Here is a 26,406-nt window from a genome sequence, read left to right as displayed (position 1 = left end):
CGCTGGGCATCACCGACAGCCACCTGCTGTTCATGCGCGGCGCCGGGCCGATCGGCTATCCCGGCGCGGCCGAGGTGGTGAACATGCGGCCGCCCGCCTACCTGATCCGCGAGGGCATCCACGCCCTCCCCTGCATCGGCGACGGTCGCCAGTCCGGCACCAGCGGCTCGCCGTCGATTCTTAACGCCAGCCCCGAGGCGGCGGCGATGGGCGGGCTGGCGCTGTTGCGCACGGGCGACCGCGTCCGCATCGATCTCGGCCGCGGCACGGCCGACGTGCTGATCGCGGCCGACGAGTTGGCCGAGCGCCGGCGCACGCTCGCGGCCGAGGGCGGCTACCGTTACCCCGCCTCGCAGACGCCGTGGCAAGAGATCCAGCGCAACGTCGTCGGCCAGATGGACAGCGGCGCTATCCTGGAAGGCGCGGAAAAATACCAGCGCATCGCGCAGACGCAGGGTCTGCCACGCGACAACCACTAGCGGAGCGGCACCGATGGCGGATTGGTCGATCGTCCCGCGCGATACGCAGGACAGCCTCGGCGAAGGCGCGCTCTGGTCGGAGCGCGAGAACGCCGTCTTCTGGGTCGATATCCTCGCGCCAGCACTCAACCGGCTGTCGCTGGTGGACGGACGGGTCACGCGCTGGGCCATGCCCGAGCCGCTCGGCTGGGTGGTCGAGCGGATCGGCGGCGGCTTCATCGCCGGCTTCAAGAGCGGATTCGCCGAACTCGATCTCAATCCGCTGGCGATCCGCCCGATCGCCGACCCGGAGCCCGCGCTGCCGAACAACCGCATGAACGACGGCAAGGCCGATGCGGACGGCGTCATCTGGTGCGGCACGATGGACATGGCGGAAGAGCAGGCCAGCGGTTCCTTCTACCGCTTCGGCGCGGACCGCCGCTGGACGCGCATGGATACGGGCTACGGCGTGCCCAACGGACCCGCGTTCAGCGCCGACGGCGCCTGGCTGTATCACTCCGATACCGCGCTGCGGACGGTCTATCGCTTCCGCCGGCTGCCCAGCGGCAGGCTGGCCGACCGCACCGACTTCATCACTTTCGCCGAATTCGACGGGCATCCGGACGGCATGACCGTGGACGCCGACGACGGTCTCTGGATCACGCACTGGGGCGGCAGCCGCATCAGCCGGTTCCGGCCTGACGGCACGCTCGACCGCAGCATTGCCCTGCCCGCACGGCAGATCACCAATATCGCGTTTGGTGGAGAGAGGCTCGACCGGATGTTCGTGACCTCGGCGACCATCGGGCTCAACACGATACCCGAGGACGGCGCGCTGTTCGAGGTCTATTCGGGCGCGGTCGGCCTGCCCCCCGGCCGGTTCGACGGATAATGCGCGTTCGCCCCAGCCCGCGATTGCGCGTGACGAGGCGCTCAAGCGACGGGCGATCGGCAGGCGTACGAGATAGTGCGCTCTACGGACCCGCCACGCATCAGATCGACACGCACGTGCCGCACTCTTGCAACAATCGCCCATTGTCTCCGCTTTATAGTCGGACTACAAGACGGACAAGCGATGCGTCTCCACTAAGGTAGACACGGGCGTGAAAAGGGGTGGATATGAAAGCGCGTTCCCAACATCTGTCTGTTTCGTCGCGGGCCCTGAAGGCCGGCTGCCTCGCCTCGGTTGGCGCGCTTTCGCTTTGCACGTCGTTCGCGGCCTATGCGCAGACCGCCGAACCGGCGACGGTCGGCACCGCGTCCGAGGGTCAGAACGTCGCCGCCGCTAACGAAGCGCGTCAGGACAGCGCCGATGTGAGCGATGCGGGCGAGATCATCGTCACGGCGCGCCGCTCGGCGGAAAACCTGCAGGACGTGCCGGTCTCGGTCCAGGTCGTCACGGGTGACCGCCTCGAGAAGCTCGCGATCACGCAGGTCGACGAAGTCTCGAAGCTCGCACCGGGCCTGACGCTCGTCAACGCCGGATCGAGCACCTCGGTCACGCTGCGCGGAGTCACCTGGCAGCCGGGTTCGGGTACCCCGGCCACGCCGATCTACTTCAACGAAGTGCCGTTCGATCCCGCCGCTACGATCGTGTCGCTGTTCGACGTCGGCCAGATCGAAGTGCTGCGCGGGCCGCAGGGCACGACGCGCGGCGCGCCGTCGATCTCCGGCGCAGTGACCCTCACCACGCGCAAGCCCGACCTCGACGAGTTCGGTGGCACGGTGTTCGGCCTCTACGGATCTGGCGATCACTATGACATTCAGGCCGCGGTCAACGCGCCGATCATTAAGGACGTGCTGGCGATCCGCCTCGCTACGAACATTGAAGAGAGCAACAGCACGCGCGTCCGCAGCGTCAACAGCACGATTAATCCGTATTTCCGGGACCGCACGTATCGCGCGACCATCCTGTTCAAGCCGACCGACACGCTGTCGCTGCAGGCGATGTATCAGCGCCGCCGGTCGGTGAGTCGCGATTTCACCCAAGTCGCCGGCACCGGCAGCCCGGGCCGCGCCGCCGTCCCCGGCTTGTCCCCCGCCATCCCGGCCAACTTCAACGGGCCGGCGCTGTCCTCCAGCGACAATCGTTCGGTCGCGGATCTGCCGAACATTCGGCTCGGCAAGGTCGATCTGCTGACGATCAATGCCAACTGGGATGTGTTCGGCCAGTCGCTAAGCTACAACTTTGGCCGCCAGTATAATCGCGCCGGACCAAACTTCAACGCGACCGACCCGCTGAACATCCTGCCCGGATTTGAGACGTTCACGATGCCGAATCCGACGGCGGCGGGCGTACCGAAGTTCATGACCCACGAGATCAGATTGTCGTCCAACCCTGACGATAGCCGACCATTTGATTATGACATCGGTTTCTTCACCAAGCGCTCGGCAGGCCTTCAAAATTTCAACGCGCCGACCTTCCTGGCCGGTGCGTTCGGCAACCCCGTCACCGCCGCGCCCGGCGCGGTCACGGTGCCGAATCCGCGCTACATCCTGAACAGCTCGAGCAATATCGCGCTCGGTCAGCGGTTCCGCAGCTTTTACGGCAACCTGCGCTTCCACATCGACGAGAACACCGAACTGACCGGCGGCCTCGCGATGGTGCGGGATCGGGTCACCTCGACCATCGACGTCACGACGTTCGCGGCGTTCCAGGCCTTCGCTAACCCGCTGCTGCCGTCGCGCGCCGCCTGCCCGGCGGTATCGCAGCCGGGGCTCGGCTCGGCGATTGCCAGCCCGGTCTATACGACCGGCGTGATCTGCGAGTTCGCGCTGCCGAACGGCTTCCGCAACTCGTCCGAAGCCAACAATAACCGCTACAGCAAGACGATCTATAACTTCTCGCTGTCGCACAAGTTCACCGACGATCTGCTTGTCTACGCCACCACCGGCAGCTCGTTCCGTACCGGTCTCGCCGCTATCAACAACCCGGGCCTGCCGCGCAACCTCGTGACACCGAACCCGGAGACGGCGAGGTCGTACGAGCTAGGCGTCAAGTCGACGATCACGCGCGGCCTGCGGGTCAATGCGGCCGTCTTCCAGCTCGATTATAAGGACCAGCTTACCACGTTTGAAGGCGTGCAGTTCTTCAGCAGTGTCTCGGCGCGTGCAGCCCAGACGAACGTCGCTTTCTATCGCAACCTCGATGCGAAGGTGCGCGGGTTCGAGGTCGAGGTGGCGGCCAATCCGATTGAGAACCTGTCGCTCGGCGCCAACATCAGCTACTCGAAGATTAAGTCGCAGGGCGGCCTGATCCCGTCGAACCCGGGCTCGTGCGCGGGCGCGGTGGCGGTCTCCGCTGCCAACCCGATCAACTTCTGCCAGTCGGCCAAGGGGCAGGTGCTGAACACGCAGGCGCCGCTGCAGATCACCGCCAACGGTGGCTATGAAGTGCCTTTCACCGACGCGCTCGGCGCCTATGTCCGCTTCAACGTGAACTACCAGGGCAAGAACCCGAACTTCGGCAACTTCCGTCAGGGCACCACCTTCCGCAAGACGCCGGACTACGCCATTGTCGATCTCTTCGCCGGTATCACCGGCAACGACGCCGGCTGGGATCTCGGCATCTACGGCAAGAACGTGTTCGACAAGCAGGTGGAGCTTGCCCGCGTCGCGACGATCAACTCGGCCTATCCGACGTTCGCCGCCGCTGCCGGTTACGACGTGGTGCGGAGCTCGCGTCCACGCGAATATGGCGTGACGCTGCGCTACGCCTTCGGCTCGAAGTAAGCCGGGCGACGCACATGCGGGCGGGCATCGACGATGCCCCGCCCGTCTTCTTCGACGACACGACGTCCGCGATGTCGGACGGGCAAGCGGGCCGGCTTCGCGCCACCGGAGGTGACGACCATGACGACGTCTCGGCAGATGCCCCGCCCCGCCCCGAACATGCGAAGGGGCTTGTTGCTGGCCGGGCTCGCCGCCCTCATCGCGACGCCCGCGCCCACGCTGGCCGCCGCCGCCGATACGACCTGCGCCAATGCCCAGCTGCCCGACACGCCGGTCTCGACAAAGCTGCGCGAGATGAGCCTGACGCCCGGCGTGAAGATCGATCCCGCGACATTTATGAAGGATCCCGAGACCGCCGCCTACGTCGCGCAGTTGACGAGCCGGCAGCAGGCGCTGCTCAAGACCGACTGGTCCGGCCTCTGCCGCTACCGCGCCGACAATGCGGCGCAGGCCATCCGCCCGCGCGCGGTGTTCCTCGGCGATTCCATCACGGAGAACTGGGGCCGTGCCGATCCGGGCTTCTTCAGCGATACGATGCTGGATCGCGGTATTAGCGGGCAGACCAGCTCGCAGATCTTGCTGCGCTTCTACCCGGATGTCGTCGCGCTGAAGCCGGCGGTGGTGCACATCATGGCCGGCACGAACGACATCCTGCAGAACGCAGGCGCGATCCGCGACGACGACGTCGTCAACAATTTCGGCGCGATGCTCGATGTCGCGCAGGCCAACCGGATCAGGGTGGTGATCGCCTCGATCCCGCCGATCTCAGTCCGCTCGTGGCAGCCCGACCTGAAGCCCGCCGTGCGGGTTAAGCGCCTCAACGACCGTCTGCGAACGCTGGCGACCCAGCGCGGCGCGGTGTTCGTCGACTATTTCGCGCCGCTGCACGATGCCGATGACGGCCTGCGCGCCGACCTCGGCAACGACGGCGTCCATCCCAATCGCGCCGGCTATGCGGCGATGCGCCCGCTGGCGAGCGGCGCAGTCGCCCGAGCCACCCGATAGGACCACCCGTGACGTCCGGCTACGCAGATGAGGTACAGACGATGACGACCGAGAGGACATCGCTCCACCGTCGGCAGATGCTTCAGGCCACCGCCGCGGGCGGCGCGGCGCTGGCGCTGGTCGGCGGTACCCCTGCGCTGGCGAAGGCGCCGGCGGCTGCGAAGGGGCCGACGCGCGACCTGCCGTTCGACGACGACTGGCGCTTCTTCCTCGGCGATACCGCACAGGCCCAGCGCCCAGAATTCGACGACGGCGGCTGGCGCAAGCTGGATCTGCCGCACGACTGGAGCATCGAGGATCGCCCCGGCGCGCCGCAGTCGACCGATCCGTGGGTGCCGCCGGTCGCCTTGTGGAACCCAGGGCCGCACCCGAAGGGCGCGCCGGTAGTCTCGCCCGAGGTGCCGATCGTCATGGCGTCGGTGCCGCCGCTCGCCCCCGGCGGGCCGCCGCACAAGGTGGGGCCGTTCGACGTGGCGGAATCCGCGTTCGGCTGGGGCACCGGCTGGACGGTCGGCGGGATCGGCTGGTATCGCAAGAGCTTCACGCTTACCGACCTCGTGCCCGGCGAGCAGGTCGAGGTCCGCTTTGACGGCGCCTACATGATCGCCGAGGCGTGGATCAACGGCGTGTCGCTCGGCCGCAACGTCAACGGCTATCTCGGCTTCGTATTCGACCTGACGCCGCACCTGCGGGCACACCTGCCGAACGTGCTCGCGGTGCGCGTCTCCAACGTCGGCGAGACCGCGCGCTGGTATTCGGGCTCCGGCCTCTACCGCCACGTCTGGCTCAGCCGCACCGGCACCGTGCGCGTGCCCTATTCCGGCGTAGCGATCACCACACCGACCGTGGATGCGGCCAGTGCGACGGTGCTCTTCGGCATCGAACTGGAGAACCGCGCGGGCATGCCGCAGACGGCGGAGTATCGCATCAACATCCGCGACGCGCGCGACCGCGTCGTTGCCTCGGCCGCCAAGTCCGTGTTGGTTACCGCCAAAGGCGGCCGCATCGATGCCGAACTCGACGTCGCTCGCCCCGCTCTCTGGTCCCCTGGTACGCCCAACCTGCACCGTGCCGACATCACCCTGACAAGCGACGGCAGGGTGACCGACCGGATCAGCCAGCGCTTCGGCATCCGCACGATTGGCGTCTCGCCAAGGGCCGGCTTCCAAGTCAACGGCAAGACCTACCAGTTGCAGGGCGCCTGTGTTCACCACGATCACGGCATGCTCGGCGCCGTCGCCATTGACCGGGCCGAACGGCGCAAGGTAGGGCTGCTGAAGGCGAACGGCTTCAACGCGATCCGCTGCGCGCACAATCCGCCATCTCCCTACTTCCTGGACGTCTGCGACGAACTCGGCATGATCGTCATGGACGAGGCGTTCGACGTTTGGGAAAAACCCAAGTTGATGAAGGATTACTATAACAATTACTTCATTGATCATTGGCGCGAGGATCTCGCGAATACGATACGGCGCGATCGCAATCACCCCAGCATCGCCTTTTGGAGCATCGGCAACGAGATTTTCGAAGCCGTGTCGCCGCGCGGCGTCGAGCTTGCGACGCAGATGCGAGCCGTGGTGCGCGAGCAGGATATGTCGCGCTTCATCACCCAGGCGCTGACCGCCTCCTATTTGGGGGAGAAGGGCAAGGCGGCCCGCGCCCAGCTGGACGTGACCAGCTACAATTACTCGTTCAACGCGGTCGAGAAGGATCACGCCACCTATCCGGACCTGACCTTCCTCACGACCGAGACACATAGCGCCGACGCCTATGATATATGGGACCATATGCAGCGCAACCCCGCCTATATGGGTGAATTCCTGTGGACGGGGGTGGACTACATCGGCGAAGTGGGCGTCGGGTCGTCACGCCTGCGGTCCAACACTGCGCCGCCGGACAATGAGAAGAAGATCATCTTCGGCATGGATGTGAGCCTGCTGAACTTCTACGTCTGGGATTATCCGGCATATCTGGCAGGCGCCGGCGAGATCGACGTCATCGGCCTCAAACGCCCGCCGAGCCTGTATCGCGACGTGGTCTGGGGGCGCAACCCGCTCTCCTTGGTCGTCCAGCGGCCGGTGCCGGCCGGCTTCCACGAGGACCAGACCGCCTGGGGATGGCCCGATCTACTGGAAAGCTGGACTTGGCCCGAGGGCAATTCGGATCCGATGTCGGTGCATATTTACACAAGCGGCGATGAAGTGGCGCTGCTGCTGAACGGCAGGGAGGTCGGCCGCAAGGCGCTCGCGCCGATCGACAAGCGCAAGGTGCAGCTCGAGGTGCCATATCAGCCCGGTACGCTAACTGCGGTCAGCTACACGAGCGGCAAGGAGATAGCACGTCGGACGCTGGAGACGGTCGGTGCGCCGGCCAGGCTTCGCCTCCGAGCGGAGCGCGAGGCGGTCCCGGGAATCGCCACCGAACTGGTCTACGTCCATGCCGAGGTACTCGATGCCAAAGGCCGGCTTGTGCCCGATGCCGCCGTCCCGCTAACCTTCTTGGTCGACGGGCGTGCCCGCTTGCGTGCGGCCGGATCCGCCAATCCCTACGGCATCGAGAGCTTTCAGGACAATCGCACGCGGACCTTCCACGGCACGGCGCTGGCGATCCTCCAGCCAACGGGCCAGCGCGGCGAGGCGACGGTGCGCGTCTCCAGCCCAGGGCTCGCGGACGGGGTACAGTTGATCACGCTGACTCGGTGATACCCACTTGGCCGCCCAACTCCGAAACCCGCATGTGCGCTGCACCCTAGAGAAGGTGGCGATCGCGGCGGATCCGGCCTTCCTCGCTGTCGTTTGGGGAGACAACGAACCGCCGGATCTATGTGAGGGACGCCACCGGCACGATAGTCGCTGCCGAACGCGACGATCGCAGCGTCATGAACGTCGCCGTTGGCGGATTCATTGCCCAGGTGCAGGCAGATGAGCGGGGACGAAAACGATCTTATGGACAACTCGCAACACCGCGACGCGGTCGCACCTTTCATGCCAAGTGGTTATCACCCGCCATCTTGAAGGATGCAGGATCGCGATCGCGCAGGAGGACTGAGCGCGGCCTCGTCGGCGGCGGCATCGACTGTACCGCCCGATCCTCTCCGAGGTTCGCGCGCTGACCAGCGCGAGTGAATATGGTCGTTTGAACATGCCTTCGAAACGATGGCGTTTTGCCGCCCTTACCGCAGCGGGCCGTGCACAACCTGGAGAGCAGCATTCGAATTTCGCGCCCAGTGCGCAGATCAGAATCTCGAAGCGTCGATTACCGCAGCCGTTTTGTTCGAAAACACTACGCCCATGACGTTAAGGCTGAGCTGGCGGACATGCGGTTGTCGACGCTTCGATATCAGGAAAGTTTGCGACCGTACCAGAGAACGCGCCCGACGATGTTGATCCGTGCTGGATCGATATTCTGCCAGCTCGGATATTCCGGGTTGTCGCTACGGATCGACACGCCCTTCCCGGCCGGCTGCCGCGCCAGTCGCTTGACCATCAAGCTGTCGTCGAGGCGCAGCACATAGATACCGTCACGCAGGCGACCCACGCCATCCTTCTGGTCGACGATAACCTCATCGCCATTCGCAAGCGTCGGAACCATAGAATCCCCGCTGACTTCGATGATCGACAGGCCATCGGTGGGCCCCTTGGTCAGCGCGCGCAGCCATTTCGGGTCGAACCCGACGGCACCGCGGTGCGCCTCATCGTGGTTATACGCGCCGTGCCCCGCCGACGCGCGGACATTCAACACCGGCACGGAAACGAGTGACGGCTTCAACTCTTCCTGCGGACCGCCCAATAGTGATTCACTCACGCCGAAGTAGGACGCCAAAGTGCGGCGATCCTGCTCGTGAAGCTGCTTCGGTGTTCCGCGCTTGATGAACTGCTGAATATACGCGGCATTGCGCCCGATCAGGCGCGAAAGACCAGCATAGTCCTCGCTCCGCTCGTCGATCAGGCGTTGGAGCACCGCCTGCGGCGTATCGAATGTTGAAAGCATCAGCATAGGTGATTTCCTACAGGGCTGGACGTTGATATGGAACATAGGAGGAACGATGTAAAGCGAGTCGCCGCTGGTGGACGTGGACCTTCTGCAAAGAATCGAGGCTTTCCTTTCTCGGATGGGCGTCAGCCCAACCCGCTTCGGTCGGACCGTCGTCCACGATCCGCGCTTCGTTGCCGATCTGCGCGCTGGCCGGAAGCCACGGCGTAAGGTTCAAGCGAAGGTGGCGTCCTACCTTAGCCGGCACGGCTCTTGACACGACGTCGCCGCGACCGGAGAGGGCACCGAGGCCCATCTTAGAAGCCCACCGCCTGCCAGGCCTCGAAGACCTTGCGGACATAGGCGGGGGTCTCGCCATTGGCGGGAACGCCGCCGACGCGGAGTACCGCCGACGGGCCGGCATTATACGCTGCCAGCGCCAGCGTGATCGACCCGAACTTGTCGAGCATCGCTTTTAAAAAGCGTGCGCCGCCGTCGACGTTTGCGCGTTCGTCAAACGGGTTAAGGACACCAAGACCCTGTGCCGTGCGCGGCATGAGCTGCGTCAGTCCCATCGCCCCAGCCCGGCTCGCCGCATCTGGTCGATACTGCGATTCGACCGAGATCAGCGCATCGAGCAGCCCGCCGGGCAGCGCGTGGCGGAGTTCGGCAGAGCGAATGATCGCCAGTACGCGCGCTCGCGCGCCGGCAACCGACGACGAAAGCTTCCAACGCGCCCCAGATTCCGGTCGCGGCGTTGCGGTCGGCGCGGTCGCAAACGGTTGGCCACCGGCTGGGGCGGCAATTCGATGCTCGATGAGTTTGAAGGTTTCGCTCTCGGCACCCGGGACGGTAGCGTCTGCGCCCGACCCGGTCGGCCCGACCGTCTCAGCCGCCGCAGGCGCGGCCAGAGGAAGGAGCGCAAGGGTGATCAAGAGGACGGATCGTTTCAGCATCATAATCTCGCATCACAATTCTCCCCTTCCCCGAATCGGAACATAGTGCGAACCTGATACTGTAGGAAAGCGCCTATTGCCGGGAGGAAAGGCGGCGGCGCGGGGCATGCAATTGCAGCGAGATGCCCCATGACCATTCACAATCCCAGCTCGCAAATGCCGAACACGGGCCGCACGATCGTGGAGGCGCTCGGCGGTCACTGGAGCCCACGCGGCGGCATGTGCCGATGCCCAGCGCACGCCGATCGCTCGCCATCACTCAGCGTCCGGCCGGGCAGGACAAGGCTGCTGTTCCACTGCTTTGCCGGATGCGACACAACGGATGTTCTTCGCGCGCTTGCCAGACTGAACCTGCCGGCCGGCGGCATTATTTCATCACCTCCTCGGTCCGCGTTGGACAAAGATCGCAGAGCGGGAGCGGCGGTCCGCCTGTGGTCGGAAGCAAGACCGCTCGGCGGCACGATCGCGGATACTTACCTCCACGAACGTTCGGTGCCGGGCTCGAGCGAACTCCGCTTCCACCCCCGGACACCACAAGGTCGAGCGCCGCTGACGCGCTTTGTGCCCGCGATGATCGCCGCGGTCCGCGACGAGGCCGGGCTGGTCGCGATCCATCGCACGTTTCTCGCGTCCGACGGACACGGCCTTGCGACGCGACAGCCCTCGCGCGCGGCACTCGGCCTGCTCGGCAGCGGGCTCGTCAGGCTCGCGCCGGCAAGCGATCTGCTCGGCCTGGCCGAAGGGATCGAAACCGCTTTGTCAGCCAGCGCGCTCTTCGGTGTTCCGTGCTGGGCGGCGCTGGGGACCGAACGGTTCCAGCGCATCACCCTCCCCGCCTCGATCGACCGGATCATCCTGTTCCTGGACAATGACGCCGGCGGCCGCAGGGCCGAAGTGCTGGCGCGTGAGCACCTCCGCCACATGCCGATGCTTGAAGCGCGTTATCCCGAGCGGCCGGGTGAAGATTGGAACGACGTGATCCGGCGCGTGCGGCCAGCCGGCTGAGAGAGAAGAGAATGCGGCTGTCGCCGTGACGGGTTGAGGGCCGAGAGAAAGGCTTCCGGCTCGCCCGTCGCGGAGACGCGCTATGACCCAGATGCAAGTTCTCGATGCCCGCCAGGATATGAGCGGCGGATACAAGGTGGATGTCAGTCGTGGCGAGCGGATCGGGCGCGTGTCGTCCGAATGGTTCTCGCGGCCGGCCGACGAGCGTTATTTGTCGCTGTCCGATCTGTTCGGGTCGGTGAAGGGCCGGTCCGAGCGCAGCCGCACGCGTACGGTCGAGAGCGCAGCAGTGCGCGTCGAGGCGAGCCGCGACAATGCCGAGGGGTTAGCGCTCGTCCTGCCCGGCGCGGTCGCGCCTATTACGCCGACCCATTGGAGCTTCGGCCAACTCGCCAGCCTCGTCGGCGCCCCCGCCGCCTATCTGCGTCAGCTCCCGGCGACGCTCGCCGGGATCAACCTGCAATATGGCCTGACCTCGCACCGCGCCGAGCAGGTCAAGACGCTCGAGACGGACGATGGCCGGGTCGAACTGCGCGCCGTCACTGGCCCCGACTATGGCCGCATCTACGACCATGAGCTGGTCGCCGCCGTGCAGCGAATCGCCGGCAACGGCACCGGCGACACACGCTGGAAGGTGCCGGGCGTCCTCGACTGGTCGACCGGCATCTACAATCCGCGAGTCGATATCACGTCGGATACGACCACGCTCTACGCCAGCGACCGCGACGTCTTCCTGTTCCTGGTCGACGACCTCAACCCGATCGAGGCGGGTCGGTTGCCCGACGGCTCGCCAGATCTCTATTTCCGCGGCTTTTACGCCTGGAATTCCGAAGTCGGCGCGAAGACACTCGGCATGGCGAGCTTCTATCTTCGCGCCGTCTGCCAGAACCGCAATCTCTGGGGCGTAGAGGATTTCGAGGAGATCAGCATCCGCCACTCGAAATATGCCGCCAACCGCTTCGCCCACGAGGCAGCACCGGCGCTGACCCGCTTCGCCGACGGCTCGCCCATGCCCTTCGTGAACGGCATCCGCCAGGCGCGCGAACGCATTGTCGCCCGCACTGATGAAGATCGCGCCGACTTCCTGCGCAAGCGCGGCTTCGGCAAGGCTGAGACGGCGAAGATCATCGAAACGGTGCTCACTGAGGAAGGGCATCCGCCGGCAAGCATCTTCGACTTCGTCCAGGGCATCACCGCGGTCGCGCGTGGCAAGACCCAGCAGGACGCCCGCCTCGACCTCGAAGGTCGCGCCAAGAAGCTGCTCGACCGAGCGGCATAAACACCGCCGCGTCAAACCAACGCCGTCGGGGATCTTTCTCAACCGCATGCGGCTCGCCTCTTCAGAGAGAAGAGGTGGGCCGCTTTGCGTTTGACGGGTCGAAAGGCTGGGAGAGAGGCTTCCGGCCGGCCCGTCACGGAGAAGCACCGTGGCCAAGTCACCACCGAAAATTACGCTCAGCGAACAGCGCGCGATCCCGCTCGACAAGCTCATCCTGTCCCAGGCGAACGTCCGTCAGATCAAGGCGGGCGTCGCCATCGAGCAGCTCGCTGACGATATCGCGCGGCGCACCTTGCTCCAGAGCCTGACCGTCCGCCCCGTCCTCGATGAGGCGGGTCAGGAGACCGGCATGTTCGAGGTGCCGGCCGGCGGCCGTCGCTTCCGCGCGCTGGAGCTGCTCGCGAAGCAGAAGCGGCTGGCGAAGAACGCGCCGATCCCGTGCATCGTCCGGACGGAGGGCCTGGCCGAGGAGGACAGCCTCGCCGAGAACGTCCAGCGCGCGCCGCTGCACCCGCTCGATCAGTTCCGCGCATTCCAGGCGATGCGGGAGAAGGGCATGGGCGAGGAGGAGATCGCCGCCGCCTTCTTCGTCTCGGTGCAGGTCGTCAAGCAGCGGCTGCGCCTGGCCGCGGTCAGCCCGGCGCTGCTCGACGTCTATGCCGAGGACGGCATCACGCTCGACCAGCTGATGGCGTTCACGGTCAATCCCGACCACCAGCGCCAGGAGCAGGTGTGGGATGCGCTCCAGCGCGGCTATGCCCGCCAGCCTTATGAAATCCGCCGCATGCTGACCGAGGGCGCCGTGCGCGCGTCGGACAGGAGGGCAAAGTTCGTCGGCATCGAGGCTTATATCGACGCCGGCGGCGAAGTGCTCAACGACCTGTTCCAGGCAGACGAGGGCGGCTGGCTACAGGACGCCGGCTTGCTCGACATGCTCGTCGCCGAGAAGCTACGCGAGGCGGCCGACACGGTCGCCGCCGAGGGGTATAAGTGGGTCGAGACCTTCGTCGACCTGCCATACGGCCATCACTACGGTCTGCGCCGGCTGACCGGCGAGCAGGCTCCACTCACCGCCGAGCAGGAAGCGGCGCGCGACGCGCTTCAGGCGGAGGCCGAGCAGATCGAAGCCGAATTTGCCGCGGCGGAGGAACTGTCGGACGAGGCGGACAGCCGCATGGGTGAGATCGAGACGGCGCTCGACGCGCTCGACGATCGGCCCATGATCTTCGACCCGGCCGAGGTCGCTATCGCCGGCGCGTTCGTCAGCGTCGATGCCCAGGGCCGGCTGCGGGTGGACCGTGGTTTCGTCCGACATGAGGACGAGCCAGCGGTCGAGTCAGAATCCGCACCGCATGCGGACGGCGACGATGCGGTAGCCGACGATCACAGCGTCGCTCGCGTCGAGTGCGGCGACAACGCAAGCGAAGCGGTGAATAGCGGCACGACCCCCGCGCCCGAGCCGGAAGAGGACGAGGGACTCCGCCCGATCCCCGACCGGCTGCTGACCGAGCTGACCGCGCACCGCACCGTCGCGCTCCGCGACGCGATCGGGGCCAACCCGCAGGTCGCGTTCCTTGCGGCATTGCACGCGCTCGTGCTGCGACGCTTCTACAATTACGCGCTCGACACCTGCCTCGAACTCGACGCGAAGAGCAGCGGCTTCGCCGGCCAGCCGGCAGGCCTCGGCGAAACCGCGTCGGCCCAATCGCTCGACGCGCGTCACGAGCAATGGGCGACGACGCTGCCCAAGGACCCGGAGGCGCTGTGGGACGTGCTCGCCGGCTTCGACATGGACAGCCGCTGGCACCTGTTCGCGCACTGCGTCGCGATGTCGGTGAACGCGACCTACGACGCCTATAATCGGCGGCCCCGCGCGCTCGCGCATGCCGACCGACTGGCCGAAGCGGTCGACCTCGACATGGCCGGGCTCGGCTGGAGTCCGACCGTTGACAACTTCCTTGGCCGGGTGACCAAGCCGCGCATCCTCGCCGCTGTGGCCGAGGCCCGGGGCTCGCGGCAAGCGCAGGCGATCGACCACCTCAAGAAGGCCGAGATGGCCGAGCGGGCGCAGGGCTTGCTCGCGGGCACGGGCTGGCTGCCCGAGCCGCTGCGCACACCGGGCCGCGCGTTGCCGACCCCGGCGGAGGCCGAAGCGATCTCCAGGGCAGACGGCGGGAGGGAACCCGTCGCCGAGCCGACCGCCGATGGGAGCGCGTCAGGACCGGCGGTAGGCGGTAGCGAACCGGCGGCTGGCGATGACGGCGAAATCGTCCACGAGTACGTCCCAGAGGCCGATGTCGACTACGCCGAAGCGGCCGAATAAGTCCGCTCCAGGCTCACCCCTGAGGGTCCGCCGCTCGCGGCGGGCCCTCTTCTTTTGCCGGCGAGGCTTGGTGCCGACCCAACGCCCGGACATGGCGCAAGCGTGACGCGAGTGGCCAAACCGCGCTGGCGTCGTCGCTGGCGGCACCAGCCCGCTCTGCCCGCGATGGCGCAGCCTCGTATCCTTAGCTCGCGCTGGACGACAGCGTCGGACGCGAGGTTCGGGCCCCCCATCACGCGGGCGCTGCAGAGGCCCTCTCCCCGCCGGCGGTCCACGCGCAACCCGCCCGCCTGCGGCCCGTGTTGCCTCACGGTACCCGCGAGGCTGCCCGCGCCAGCCTTGCCGGGGGGTGGCCCGTGTCCCTGGTGCCGCCGGGTTCCCGGGCTTGCGTCGCCGCGATCGTGCGGCGTCACCCAGGAGACCTCTCATGCCGACCACCCTTGCCGCCCAGCTCGCCGCACTCGAGCTCGGGCATGTCTCGATCAAGGCCGAGACGGGCACCCAATGCCTCGTCCGACCCGATCCAGAAGCGATCGACCAGACGCTCGCCGCGGTATGGTCCGACCTCTTCGCCCTGTTCACCGACACTATCCTCGAAGGCCAGGCCGAGGAGCTTGGCTGGGGCTTCGTCAACCTCTTCCACCGCGCCGCCGGGAAGGCGTCGACCCGGATCGAGCGCGCCACCGACGAGATTCGGCTGCTGCTCGCGACCAACGACGGCTCGGAGATCCACACCGCCGAACTCGAACAGCAGATCGAACGTGCCCAGGCCGCCGACGTCGAAATGCTTGCGCTCGAAAACTTGCGGGAGACGGCCGCCGCGCTTTATCTCGCCGAGACCGGATCGTCGTGGAAGCCCGCCGGCGGATCGCGGCTCAGCCATGATGCCCTGACCACATCGGCCGTGGTCCAGGGTCGCGAGTTCCTGAAAGCCCGCGCCGAGGGCAGGCGCCGCGCGGCGATGCCGCAGGGCACGCCGGTCGTCTTCGCCGGTGGCCGCCAAAGCTTCGCGTCAGCCGACGACGCCAAGACTTACGGCGATGCGATCTGGCGGACGCTCGACCGTGTCCGTGCCAACGTCGCAGACTTGGTTCTCGTCCATGGCGGTGACAGCAAGGGCGCCGACCGGCTCGCCGCCTCGTGGGCCGAGCGTCACAAGGTGCCGCAGATCAGCTTCAGCCTCGATACCCGGCTGGGCGCCCGCGCCGGTTTTCGCCGCAACGAGCAGATGCTCGGATTGAAACCCCGCTACGTTGTCGCCTTTGCCGGCAACGGCGTGCTCGAGCGTCTCGTCATCCAGGCCAGGGCGCAGGGCATCGCGGTCGTCGATCGGCGCGGCCCGCTCGGCACAAACCCGAAGCACAACGCGCTAATACAGACCGCAGCCGCTGCTGCCTGAGCGCGATTTCGGCTGGACCGGTGCGCCGGTCCAGCCTCTCTTTTGCGCTGGCGCAAGAGAGTCTATACTGGTGCATAGACGGAGGCGATTTCCATGACGGTGATCCACAAGGCAAAGCTGTTTCGCAACGGGGCGAGCCAGGCGGTGCGCCTCCCCGCCGAGTTCCGCTTCGATGGCGAGGAGGTCTTTATCAGCCGTGATCCCACGTCTGGCGACGTCACCCTGTCCACTCGTCCCGGCGCGCTTGCCTGGCGCAAATTCTTTGAGTTGGGCGAAGCCGCGGGTGACGCCGGCGACTATATGGCGACGCGACCGCTCAACACGGCGCCGGGTGAGCGCGGAGTCTTCGACGACGAATGATGCTCCACCTGCTCGACATCGATACCGCCAGTTACATCATCAAACGCGGCAGCGAGGCGTTGGCCGATCGTCTCCGGCAGCTCGATCCCGCCGACGTCGCGATCTCGGCAGTGACCGGCGCCGAGCTCGTCTACGGCCTCAAGCGGATCGATCCGGCGCACCGGCTCCACGCACTCGTCGGTCAATTTCTCGACACCATCCAGATCCTGCCCTGGACCGGTGCCGCCGCCGATCATTATGCCGACATCCGCCACCAGCTGACGACCGAAGGGCAGCCAATCGGCGACATGGACATGATGATCGCCGGGCACGCGCTGGCGCTCCGGGCGACGCTGGTTACCAACAATCAGCGTCACTTCAGCCGTCTCGCCGCGCCGCTCCTGCTTGAGAATTGGATCGAATAAAACCGGTGCGGACATCGGGGGCCCGCTCGGTTTCGCGACTGTCATCTTTAACAGCGCCAGCCTCAGAACCCCGGCGGCGGTCTCGGACGGCGACGGCCCGATGGTTGGGCGGAAGATACTCGTGTCAGGCTGGCCGGCATTGCCGCACGCGAAATCAACGGGCATGGCGACGTGGCCATCCCGGTCCGAACGTCAGCGGCGGGCAGCGCACGACCGGTTCGTCACCTTGATCGGATGCGCCCGTGTAACGAGTCGACCGGTCATGTCATCGTCCTGGCCGCCCTGTCCTGCCGATCGAACCGCGAGGCGAAGGGTGAGCGGACCGGGGCGCTTTCCCACGCACCCACGATAGTTGCCCTCAGTTCGTGCGATGGATCGGAGCGGCGATGCCGTAGGACGACAGCGTCGGGGCAGACGGGCCGTGCGGATCGCGGCGGCCGCGAGACTGACCCTTCAACACGACCGGTCGGTCAGCCAGCCCATGTGAGCCGGGGCCGTTCCCATCGACTTATCTCCCCTATGGCGGGCGCGATCCGACGCAACCCGCTTCCCAAGGCCCGTGTTGCTCCGGCTTCGCCTCCGCTGCCCGCGCCAGCCTTGGTCTGCAGGTTTCCCTCGGGCCTGTCGGCCCTCGGTGCACCGGCGTCGCTTGCCTCGCCATGGCCGGGGTTCAGTCGATCGGGACGGTCCCGGCGACGAACCTGGGAGCAAGGCCATGACCAATACCGTTCTCCTCGTCGGCAACCTCGGCGCCGATCCGGAAGCCCGTTCGACCCGCAGCGATACCCGCGTCACGACGATCAGCCTCGGCACCAGCCGGCCCAAGCGCGACAGCGAGGGCAAGACCTTCAAGGATGCGAGCGGCTTCACCGCCAAGGAAACCGAATGGCACCGAATCACCTGCTTCAACGGGCTCGGCAAGACGGTCGCGCAATATGCCACCAAGGGCATGCTCGTCGCGGTGAAGGGGCGCATCCACTACAGCAAGTGGACCGACCGTGAGGGCGTCGAGCGCTACGGCTGCGAGATCATCGCGGACGATGTCCAGTTCCTCAGCCGCGGCAAATCCGGTGGCGGCGACACCAGCGGCCAGAATGATCTCGACGACGATGTCCCCTTCTGATCGGACCGATTGGCCCCGGTGGCGATCAGCCACCGGGGCATCCTTTCGTCATAGCGGGAAGTGACGCGCAACCAAAGCGTCGAGGCGCCGGCCGAGCAGCTCGGCCAGAACGATCGCATCGCGCTCGGCATCGAACGGATCGCGTTCGATCGCGCTGACGATCGCGTCGCGCAGCCAATAGCTGGTCGCCGGATGGGCGAGGATGCCGCTCATCTCGATCATGTCCTCGCCATTACGCTGTGTGGTCGGATCAGCCATGGCTCTCCTCCGCATGCTTGACCGCAGTAGTCGGGTCGCTACGGGGCACGCCACCGTGATCTTCCTTCCGCGTCGACTGATTGTCGCCGGCAATTGCGGACGTCACCAGCTCTCGCAGTCGTGTAATTCCGAGGTTCGCGCCGCCCGCGTCAAGCACGGCATGGCCGAGCTCCAATGCTGCTGCGCGACGGACATCGGCACCGCGGGTTTCGAGCAACCGCCGCTCTTCATTCAGACGTGTGAGCGCGTCGAGCGCGCTCGGCTTCTTCTTGGCCACGACCTATCTCCTTGTCGGTCGAAGCCCCTTCCGATGCCGATCATCGGATACCGCTTCGGGTGTAGGAAAGTCCTTTCTTCTGACCGGGTTGGGGTAGTGCGTGCGACTTCGGTTGCGCTTCAATCGCCCGTCGCGGGCATCGAGCCCGCGCCGGGCGAGCTCTTCTACTCGCTCGACATGGGGTAGAGTGACAGCGGGAGAGATCGGGCCTCAAGGACGACGGGGCCCCACCATTTTTCCGGCCGAGCGAGGTCGGCCCATCAACTCCGGCGACAGCGCGCGGCCGAAAAAATCGTGACCCCCATCGCCGCTTACGCGGCCGCGCGCTGAAGCGCACGGTCCCTGACCCCCGATCCCTCCCGCTGTCCTCGAGACGCCGTCTTTCACGACGTTGAGGAGATGGACGATGACCTACATCAGCACGATCACGGCAGCACCGAACAGCGGAGCGCAGGCCGATCACGCAGCCTATATGGCAGCCTATGCCAAGGCCTCAGAGAGGGCCCGCTACAGCTACTTCGACCAGCACATCATCCGCAACGACGACGGATGCTACTGGGTCGCCGATGAAGGGGATTATGAGCCCCTGATGCGGGACCTAATCGACCGGATCGTCCACACCGTCGACGCCGGCCGCAGCGACGAGAGTTGACGGCGTGAGAGGGACACCGCTCCCTCTCTTTTGCTCGTTCAGAGCGTACAGGCGCGGCGTGAGGCGCGGATGCCGACATCCTATTTCAGCTTGCCGGCGGGATGAGTGCTCCTGGATATAGTGTCGTTCCAGCGCCATCGAGCGAGACATTCTCACCGCGCCGCGTCCCTCCGGTAGCACCGATCGATCGCCGGATCCTCGTCATACATCACCACCCGCAGCACTCGGACTATCTGGGGCAAAGGGTGCACACCTTACGCGGCGGTGCCGCAGGGCAGATACTTGGGAACACTCGCCAATAGCCGTATAACAGCTAAGCTTATTTCGTTATACGCCTGCTATACATGACTAAGTCTTTGATCTGACTGCGGCTAAGGTCACCGGGTACGGATGAAAAGCGTTTTCCTACACCCCTGCCCCTCTGCTAATCCGGCCCTGCCTTTCGCAGCGTGACCGGATGCCTCCGCCCCCAACGGAGACGTTCATGTCGTACCACGAACTCATCGCTATCAGGCTCAGCAGCGCCATGCGGGCCGAGCTCAATGCGCTCGCCGCTTCGCGCCAGACCGACGTGGGCAAACTCGTCCGGCGTCTCATCGCCAACGAACTCGCCGGCAGCCGGTCGCGGGTCGAGGATGCGATCGATCAGATCCTCTACCTCGCCATCGCCATGGACGGCTTGCTGGCCACGAATCCGAACCCCGAGCTGCGCAATAACATGCTGGAGCTGTGGAAGGATCGCCTCGCCGAGGAGGGCCGGTCCGATGCGGCATAAGCTCGTCAACTTCACCCGCGGCAGCCAGCTCATCGGGCACTTCGGCTTCATGTTCGCGGCTGGCTTGAAGGGGCCGACACTGGTCGCCTTGGCGACGTTCGGCGGCCTGATCTGGTGGCGTCTCAACGCGACGCTGACCGATCAGGAAAGCTATCTTTCATGGATGCGGCTCTATGTCGCCGCCTATAGCTGGTTCGAGTTTGATCCGACCAAGCCGGTGAATCTGGCGCGCGATGGCCATCCGCTGCTGATCCCCATCGCCCTTGCGGCAAAACACCCGCTGATGGTGTCGGCGTGGACGAAATGCATGGGCGCGGTTCGTGACGGCGCTATGCTGGCAGCGTTCCTCACCGTGCCCGCGACGATGGCGTTCGCCTGGGCGGCGGCATGGTTTGGTCGGCGGTCGAAGGAAAGTCGGCACGAGCGCGGCGCCACGCTCGCAACCTGCCCCGCGTTGATCGGCGAGATCGAGGCGCATAATCGCATTGAGCGGTCGCGCGAGTATGGGCGTCTGCTGGGGCCGAGCTGGCGGCTTGCCTCGCCTGCCGAACGGCGCGCTGCGAACTTGTACGAGCCCTATACACTTGCCGGCGTGCCCTTCCCATGGCGGCTCGAACAGAGCCATGCGATGCTGATCGGCACGACCGGCACCGGCAAGACCGTAGCGCTCCGTGACCTGCTCCAGCAGGTGCGCGACCGCGGCCACCGCGCCGTGATTTTCGATCTCACCGGCGCGTTCATCGAAGCCTTCTACGATCCTGCGCGCGACGTCATCCTCAACCCGCTCGATGCCCGCTGCCCGCAGTGGTCGGTCTTCGAGGACTGCCGCGACGAGGCGGCATTCACCGCCGCCGCCGAGGCGCTGGTGCCGCACGACGGCGGCGGCTCCGAGCAGTTCTGGGTGCTCGCCGCGCGCATGCTGTTCGTCGAGATGTGCCTCAAGCTGGTAGAAGAGGGCCGGGCGACCAACCAGGCCCTGTCCACCGAGCTGATGACCGCCAGCCTCGCTCATGTCCACCGGCTGATGGAGGGCACCGTCGCCGATCCGCTGACCGCACCGGAAGCCGCCCGCATGGCGGAGTCGATCCGCGCCGTATTCAACGCCAACGCCAAGGCGCTGCGCATGCTGCCGACGACCGGACCCCGCTTCTCGGTGCGCGACTGGGTCGCAGGCGCAGGCGAAGCCGGGAGCTTTCTGTTCGTGTCGGCGCGGTATGTCGACATGGCGGTCGCCTCACGCCTGCTCACCGTGTGGATGGACACGGCGATGAACACGCTGATGGCCGGGCCCCGAACCTCCGACCTGAAGCTCTGGTTCCTGTTCGACGAACTCGGCGCGCTACACCGCCTGCCCGCGCTCGAGAAGGGCCTGCAGACCGCCCGCAATTATGGCGGCGCGATCGTCGTCGGCGTCCATGCCTATGCCAAGCTCAAGGAGACCTACGGCGATAATATGGCGATGACGCTCGCCGCGCTTGCCCGCACCAAGCTGGTGCTCGCTACCGCCGATCGCGAGTCCGCGACCTGGTGCTCGGACTTCATCGGTCATCGCCAATATCGCGAGATGGAGGAGGGCTATAGCTACGGCTATAATAACGCCCGCGATTCTGTCAGCCTGACGCCCCGGCGTCAGATCGAACCGCTGCTGCTCCCCGACCAGCTAATGAACCTGCCGCGCCTGCAGGGCTATCTGAAGTTCCCCGACGGCTTCCCCGCGGCGCCGGTCCAGCTTCGCTACGTCGCATTTTCTAACATCAGCGAGCCGTTCGCACCGCGCGTGCCCGAGGAACGGCGCCGCCCTGCCCGGCCAGCCGACGAGGCGGGCTCGGCGCGGCCCAGCGCGGACACCGTAACCGGTGCAAGCGACCAAGGCCCGGGCCCGAGCGGCCAGCGTTCGAAGCTCGCAGAGGGTTGTGCGGCATCCGATAAAGAAGCGCCGGTTCGTGTCGATGACAACCTTAGCGGCGAACAGCGAGAACGGGCTGAACGACCGATCGACACGCCGTTCGGTCGCGGTGCGGCGAGAGCAAACCGGGCCGCCTCGGAACCCGCTGAGCGACCGGTCCGCGCCGCAAGCGGGGGTGATGCACCGCCGACCGGTACGCCGGAACGGCCCGGGCAGGACGCCGATGCGCGCAATCAAAACGGCGCGGCTCGAACAGATGCGCGGCACGATGGCCGCCCCGGCAGCGTCAATCCGGCGCACGGCGTGAAGCCGCTCACGCGCCCCGAGAACATCTCGTTGCGGGAGATGCGGGAGGGTATCGCGCCGTCCGATCCGGGGTCGGTCGATCAACCCGAGCTGGACCTCTGACGCCATGCTCTCGGTCTCGAGCGTGCGCTCTGCCAAGGGTGCCGCCGGCTATTTCGCCGCCGACAATTACTACACCGCCGGCGAGGCGGAAACCTCGGGCGAATGGTTCGGCAAGGGTGCAGCGGCGCTCGGGCTGGAAGGCAAGGTCTACCAGGATCGGTTCGAGGCGCTGCTGGGGGGGCGCCTCCCCGATGGCACCCAGGTCGGCACGCCCGACCGCCACCGCGCGGGCGTCGATCTCACCTTCTCGCTACCAAAGAGCTGGTCGCTGCTCGCCTTGGTCGGCGGCGACCGGCGCATTCTCGACGCCTATAAGGAGGCGGTGAAAGACACGCTGCGCTGGGCGGAAAGCCGGGCCGCGGAGACCCGGATGGAGGTCAAGGGCAAGGAGCGTGTTGTCGCCACCGGCAACCTCGTCGCGGCCTTGTTCGAGCATGATACCAGCCGCGCTCAGGACCCGCAGGCGCATCTTCACGCCGTCATCGCCAACGTCACGCAAGGCCCCGACGGCAAGTGGCGCGCGCTCCACAATGAGAAGCTTTGGTCGCTGAATACCCTCTTGAACTCGATCGCGATGACCGGCTTTCGCGAGCGCGTCGAGGCGCTCGGCTACGAAATCGGCGACCGCACCCAGCACGGCAATTTCGAAGCCGCCGGGATCGGCCGCAATCTGGTCATGGCGTTCAGCACCCGCCGCCAGCAGATCCTCGACAAGGTCGCAGAGATGGGCAGCCGCACGCCGGAAACGTTCGCCGCTGCGACGCTGATGACGCGGCCCAGCAAGGCACCGGCGGTGGACCGCACCGCGCTCTATGAGGCGTGGCGAGAGAGCGCGAAGGATGCCGGGCTCGATCTCGCCCCTATGATCGCCGCAGCCGACGCGCGACGTCAGGCGGTGCCCACCGGATGGACGAAGCTCGCGCATGCGATCGGCAGCGTCGCCGAGCGCGCCTCGACGGTGATCGACGCGTTGCGCGAGCGGCTCGGGCTTGCGCCGGCCGATCCCTATCTGCCGCGCGCGTCGGGCAGGATGGGGCCAGCGCAGGTGGCCGCCGCCCACGCTGTGGCCTCGGCGCTCCGTCATCTCGAGCAGCGCGAGGCGGCATTCCTCAAGACCGACATCTATAAGGCCGCGCTCGATACCGGGTTACCCGTCCGCATCGAGGCGGTCGAGCGCCGTGTCGACACCCTCACCCGGGCCGGGCAGCTGATCGAGGGCCGACGGACCGAGATGATCACCACGGCCCAGGCACTCGAGACCGAACGACGCATGCTCGGCGAGGTCGATGCTGGTCGCGGCAAGGGCGCTGCCTATGCGCCGGTCAATACGGCTGTCGATCGGTTGACCGAGACGGCAAAGGCGCGGTCCGGTATCATCCTGAATACCGGCCAGAGTGCCGCCGGCGCTATGATCCTCGCCTCCCCCGACCGCATCGTTGCGATCCAGGGCGTCGCCGGCGCCGGCAAGAGCAGCGTGCTTGCGCCCGCCGCCGAGATCGTCAGCGCGAGTGGGCATGAGGTGCTCGGCCTCGCCGTCCAAAATACCCTCGTCCAGATGCTCCAGCGGGAAACTGGGATCACTTCGATGACCGTCGCCCGCTTCCTCAAGAGCCACGACAAGCTGCTCGGGACCGCGCCCGATCCGGGCGCGCTCGCGGAGGCGCGGCGTACGCTAGGCGGTGCGGCAATCCTCGTTGACGAGGCATCGATGTTGTCCAATCCCGAGCAGCTCAAGCTCGTCCGCCTCGCCAATCTGATCGGCGTTGGGCGCATGGCGTTCGTCGGCGACGCGCGCCAGTTGGGCGCGGTTGACGCCGGCAAGCCCTTCTCGGTCATGCAGCAGGCCGGCGCCCCGACCGCGCAGATGAGCCAGAATCTGCGTGCGCGCGGTGACGCGATCAAGGTCTCAGCCGCGGCGGCGCAGATCGGCGCCGTTGATCGCGCGATGGAGGCGCTGGCGCCGTTCACGATCGAAGCGCCCGGGCGTGGCAGCGCGGAGGCAGCCGACCGCTGGCTGGCGCTCGCACCTGATGAGCGTAGCCGCACGGCGATCTACGCCTCGGGACGGCGGTTACGCGGCGAGGTCAATAAGGCGGTGCAGGCCGGGCTGATCGCGCGCGGCGAGATTGGGCCCGGCAGCATCGAGCTGACGGTGCTCGAACGGGTCAGCCTCACCGACGAGGAATTGCGGCGATCGCAAAGCTATGAGGTCGGCATGATCGTCGAGATCAGCCGCCCCCAGGTCAGCCAGCGGCTGCCACGGGCCCGTGCGACCGTCGAAAAGGCTGACCATCGAACGGGTACGGTGACCTTGCGGTTATCGGGCGGTCGCGAACGCATCTTGCGCCCTGAGAAGCTGCGCATCCGCGACGGCGAGAGCCCGCTGCAGCTGTACGATCCGAAGACGCTTACGCTGCACGAGAAGGACCGGATCCGCTGGACGGCAAACGACCATCAGCGCGGACTATTCAACGCCGATCAGGCGACGGTGGTGGCGATCGATGCGCGGCGGGTAGAGGTCCGAACGTCGCAAGGGCAGACCGTCTCCCTGCCCCGCGGTGATCCGATGCTGCAGCGGCTCGACCTCGCTTATGCGCTCAACGCCCATATGGCGCAGGGGCTGACATCGGATCGCGGGATCGCCGTTATGGAAACGCGCGACACCAGGCTCGTCAATCAGCAGACATTCCTCGTGACGGTGACCCGGCTGCGCGATGCCCTGACCCTCGTAGTCGATCGGGCAGGCCAGCTCGAGAGACAGTTGCTGCGCAATCCCGGCGGGAAGACGTCGGCACTCGAAACCAGCGGCGAGTTGCGCGGCGTCAGGAACTCAACCGCTACAAAAACTTCCGGACCAACACCGCCGGAGAAGATGCTCGATCCCGATCAGGGTCGGTCGAAGCCATTCGAGCTTGGGATCTGAACAGGAGCATACTCGACCTGAATGAACTGATCACGAACGGACGCGCACGGTGCTGCATTGGTTTACCGAATCCGCCGTCGAACTCCAGCGTGCGATCGATCTGGGACGCTTCTTCTCGGTCAATCACGCGATGCGGTCGGGCGATAAACGTAGGCGCTCGTCGAAGCCATACCCCGCGATCGGATCCTGACCGAGACCGATGGACCATTCACCCAAACGGAAAGTCGGCCATCGTTCCCTTGCGACGTGTCAGCGACGGTGGAGACCCTTGCCTCGCTGGCGGGGACGGATTCGCCGACGATGGCCCGGCAGATCACGAGCAATTTGCGCGCACTCGTCGGGTGATCAGAGTGCGTTCGTTCAGTCGTGCGGCCATCTGATCGCGAACCTGTAGCGACCATATAGGCGCCGATATCGCCGCCGTTGACAGAGCATCGGGCGACCACCCTCCCATACCGGTCGTAAGCAGATCCACCGGTCGGCGCCGCTGACACCGGCGTACAGGTCAGGGCACTGCCGCCGATGAGCGCAACCAGCGCACGATTGCTCCGATGCGGGTCGCCTGGCGCACATTGCCGCCCCGGTCGGCAATGTCCCGGCATCTCCGGCGCATCGACCCGGGCCAGGCTCACACGGGGACCGTGTGAGCAATAAAGCGTGTCGCCATCCACGACGTAGGGGGCGACGCATTTGAATGGGCCGATCAGAAGCATGCGGCGCTTCAGCGCCGCCCGAAAGTGTATCGGATGCTGTCACCCGCGATGTTCAGGACGCCATCGGCATCGGCCGCCAACGGGTTCGGCAAGATGTCGATTGTGGTTGCTGCACCGTTCCCGACGTTGGCGACATAGGCGATCACATATCGATCCGCGGATCGCGATTGAGCGATATCGCGCGCCTTTCGCACCTCGGTCTCGCCAAGCTCGAATTGGCAGGGATCGTCGACGCTCGCCTTAACCTCTATGTACCAGGTCTGTTTGTTGTGAGAGATTCGGAAATCGTAGCCTAGGCCGTCGCGACCCTCTCGCCCCGTAAAGGGCGTGGCATTGCTCGATTTCCAGCACGCATCGATATCTTGGCCGGGCTGACGGGCCTTGAGCCAGTGATAGACGGTCAGCTCGCCGAGCCGGCCGATCATATCCTTCTTCTCCTGAGGGACGCCGACATAGGCCCCGCCTCCACCCCCGCCGG

The 26,406-nt window shown here is 66.2% G+C and carries 21 protein-coding genes and 1 pseudogene; 17 read left to right on the top strand and 5 right to left on the bottom strand.

The features are described 5' to 3' along the window. From FOY91_RS13660 to FOY91_RS13640, 5 genes and pseudogenes are all read left to right on the top strand, one after another. A pseudogene (locus FOY91_RS13660) lies at positions 1 to 479 on the top strand (dihydroxy-acid dehydratase); the annotation flags it as partial. 13 nt (positions 480 to 492) lie between these two features. Further along, positions 493 to 1,350 carry an SMP-30/gluconolactonase/LRE family protein gene (locus tag FOY91_RS13655; RefSeq protein ID WP_145152937.1) on the top strand — a complete coding sequence of 286 codons (858 nt, stop codon included), beginning with the start codon at positions 493 to 495 and terminating at the stop codon, positions 1,348 to 1,350. A gap of 227 nt (positions 1,351 to 1,577) precedes the next feature. Beyond that, a complete protein-coding gene (locus FOY91_RS13650) occupies positions 1,578 to 4,190 on the top strand; it encodes a TonB-dependent receptor (RefSeq protein ID WP_145152934.1) in 2,613 nt (870 codons plus the stop codon). A 120-nt stretch (positions 4,191 to 4,310) separates the two neighbouring features. Beyond that, the gene (locus FOY91_RS13645) at positions 4,311 to 5,195 is read left to right on the top strand and encodes a GDSL-type esterase/lipase family protein (RefSeq protein ID WP_162527233.1); all 885 of its coding nucleotides are present in this window, start codon (positions 4,311 to 4,313) and stop codon (positions 5,193 to 5,195) included. A 41-nt stretch (positions 5,196 to 5,236) separates the two neighbouring features. Then, positions 5,237 to 7,897: a glycoside hydrolase family 2 TIM barrel-domain containing protein gene (locus FOY91_RS13640; protein ID WP_145152928.1), complete on the top strand. Its 2,661-nt coding sequence runs from the start codon at positions 5,237 to 5,239 to the stop codon at positions 7,895 to 7,897. 637 nt (positions 7,898 to 8,534) lie between these two features. On the opposite strand, the gene FOY91_RS13635 is transcribed toward FOY91_RS13640, so the two are convergent. Further along, complete coding sequence (locus FOY91_RS13635; protein WP_145152949.1) at positions 8,535 to 9,185, bottom strand: S24 family peptidase; 651 nt, start codon at positions 9,183 to 9,185, stop codon at positions 8,535 to 8,537. 299 nt (positions 9,186 to 9,484) lie between these two features. Beyond that, positions 9,485 to 10,123 carry a lytic transglycosylase domain-containing protein gene (locus FOY91_RS13625; protein WP_238995696.1) on the bottom strand — a complete coding sequence of 213 codons (639 nt, stop codon included), beginning with the start codon at positions 10,121 to 10,123 and terminating at the stop codon, positions 9,485 to 9,487. Positions 10,124 to 10,252: 129 nt separating this feature from the next. Here FOY91_RS13625 and FOY91_RS13620 point away from each other — a divergent pair, with 129 nt between their 5' ends. The 7 genes from FOY91_RS13620 to FOY91_RS13590 all read left to right on the top strand — a co-directional run bounded on the left by FOY91_RS13620 (position 10,253) and on the right by FOY91_RS13590 (position 18,016). After that, positions 10,253 to 11,128, top strand: a complete 876-nt coding sequence (locus FOY91_RS13620) for a DUF7146 domain-containing protein (RefSeq protein WP_145152920.1) — start codon at positions 10,253 to 10,255, stop codon at positions 11,126 to 11,128. Between the two features lie 82 nt (positions 11,129 to 11,210). Then, entirely contained in the window at positions 11,211 to 12,407 is a 1,197-nt protein-coding gene (locus FOY91_RS13615; RefSeq protein ID WP_145152917.1) for a DUF932 domain-containing protein, read from the top strand. Positions 12,408 to 12,555: 148 nt separating this feature from the next. Next, entirely contained in the window at positions 12,556 to 14,730 is a 2,175-nt protein-coding gene (locus tag FOY91_RS13610) for a ParB/RepB/Spo0J family partition protein (RefSeq protein ID WP_145152914.1), read from the top strand. 427 nt (positions 14,731 to 15,157) lie between these two features. Continuing rightward, positions 15,158 to 16,129 carry a DUF2493 domain-containing protein gene (locus FOY91_RS13605; RefSeq protein WP_145152911.1) on the top strand — a complete coding sequence of 324 codons (972 nt, stop codon included), beginning with the start codon at positions 15,158 to 15,160 and terminating at the stop codon, positions 16,127 to 16,129. Between the two features lie 93 nt (positions 16,130 to 16,222). Then, positions 16,223 to 16,489: an antitoxin gene (locus FOY91_RS13600; protein WP_145152907.1), complete on the top strand. Its 267-nt coding sequence runs from the start codon at positions 16,223 to 16,225 to the stop codon at positions 16,487 to 16,489. Then, positions 16,489 to 16,893: a PIN domain-containing protein gene (locus FOY91_RS13595; RefSeq protein ID WP_145152946.1), complete on the top strand. Its 405-nt coding sequence runs from the start codon at positions 16,489 to 16,491 to the stop codon at positions 16,891 to 16,893. The genes FOY91_RS13600 and FOY91_RS13595 overlap by 1 nt, the downstream gene beginning before the upstream one ends. A gap of 715 nt (positions 16,894 to 17,608) precedes the next feature. Further along, the gene (locus FOY91_RS13590; protein WP_145152905.1) at positions 17,609 to 18,016 is read left to right on the top strand and encodes a single-stranded DNA-binding protein; all 408 of its coding nucleotides are present in this window, start codon (positions 17,609 to 17,611) and stop codon (positions 18,014 to 18,016) included. Positions 18,017 to 18,064: 48 nt separating this feature from the next. Here FOY91_RS13590 and FOY91_RS13585 read toward each other — a convergent pair whose 3' ends face one another. Beyond that, positions 18,065 to 18,274 carry a hypothetical protein gene (locus FOY91_RS13585; protein WP_145152902.1) on the bottom strand — a complete coding sequence of 70 codons (210 nt, stop codon included), beginning with the start codon at positions 18,272 to 18,274 and terminating at the stop codon, positions 18,065 to 18,067. After that, complete coding sequence (locus FOY91_RS13580; RefSeq protein ID WP_145152899.1) at positions 18,267 to 18,551, bottom strand: DUF6437 family protein; 285 nt, start codon at positions 18,549 to 18,551, stop codon at positions 18,267 to 18,269. Before FOY91_RS13580 ends, FOY91_RS13585 begins: the two co-directional genes overlap by 8 nt. Positions 18,552 to 18,957: 406 nt before the next feature. Between FOY91_RS13580 and FOY91_RS13575 the strand changes: the two genes are divergently transcribed. From FOY91_RS13575 to FOY91_RS22845, 5 genes are all read left to right on the top strand, one after another. Then, positions 18,958 to 19,203 (top strand): hypothetical protein, encoded by a 246-nt coding sequence (locus FOY91_RS13575; RefSeq protein WP_145152896.1) that lies wholly within the window; start codon positions 18,958 to 18,960, stop codon positions 19,201 to 19,203. A gap of 484 nt (positions 19,204 to 19,687) precedes the next feature. Further along, entirely contained in the window at positions 19,688 to 19,978 is a 291-nt protein-coding gene (locus tag FOY91_RS21710; protein ID WP_162527232.1) for a hypothetical protein, read from the top strand. Further along, complete coding sequence (locus FOY91_RS13570) at positions 19,968 to 22,292, top strand: type IV secretion system DNA-binding domain-containing protein (protein WP_145152943.1); 2,325 nt, start codon at positions 19,968 to 19,970, stop codon at positions 22,290 to 22,292. The genes FOY91_RS21710 and FOY91_RS13570 overlap by 11 nt, the downstream gene beginning before the upstream one ends. Before the next feature lie 4 nt (positions 22,293 to 22,296). Further along, on the top strand, positions 22,297 to 25,215 hold the full coding sequence (gene mobF / locus FOY91_RS13565) for a MobF family relaxase (protein ID WP_145152893.1): 2,919 nt from the start codon (positions 22,297 to 22,299) through the stop codon (positions 25,213 to 25,215). A gap of 168 nt (positions 25,216 to 25,383) precedes the next feature. Further along, positions 25,384 to 25,560: a TatD family hydrolase gene (locus FOY91_RS22845; protein ID WP_145152940.1), complete on the top strand. Its 177-nt coding sequence runs from the start codon at positions 25,384 to 25,386 to the stop codon at positions 25,558 to 25,560. A gap of 376 nt (positions 25,561 to 25,936) precedes the next feature. Here FOY91_RS22845 and FOY91_RS13550 read toward each other — a convergent pair. Further along, positions 25,937 to 26,406: protein NO VEIN domain-containing protein (locus FOY91_RS13550; protein WP_145152887.1), on the bottom strand; the 470-nt coding region annotated here is incomplete at its 5' end.

It is taken from the genome of Alterirhizorhabdus solaris (genome assembly GCF_007785815.1).
Taxonomy (GTDB): domain Bacteria; phylum Pseudomonadota; class Alphaproteobacteria; order Sphingomonadales; family Sphingomonadaceae; genus Alterirhizorhabdus; species Alterirhizorhabdus solaris.
Note: the sequence above shows the minus strand (reverse complement) of the source record. Positions and strands in the feature narration are given on the sequence as shown.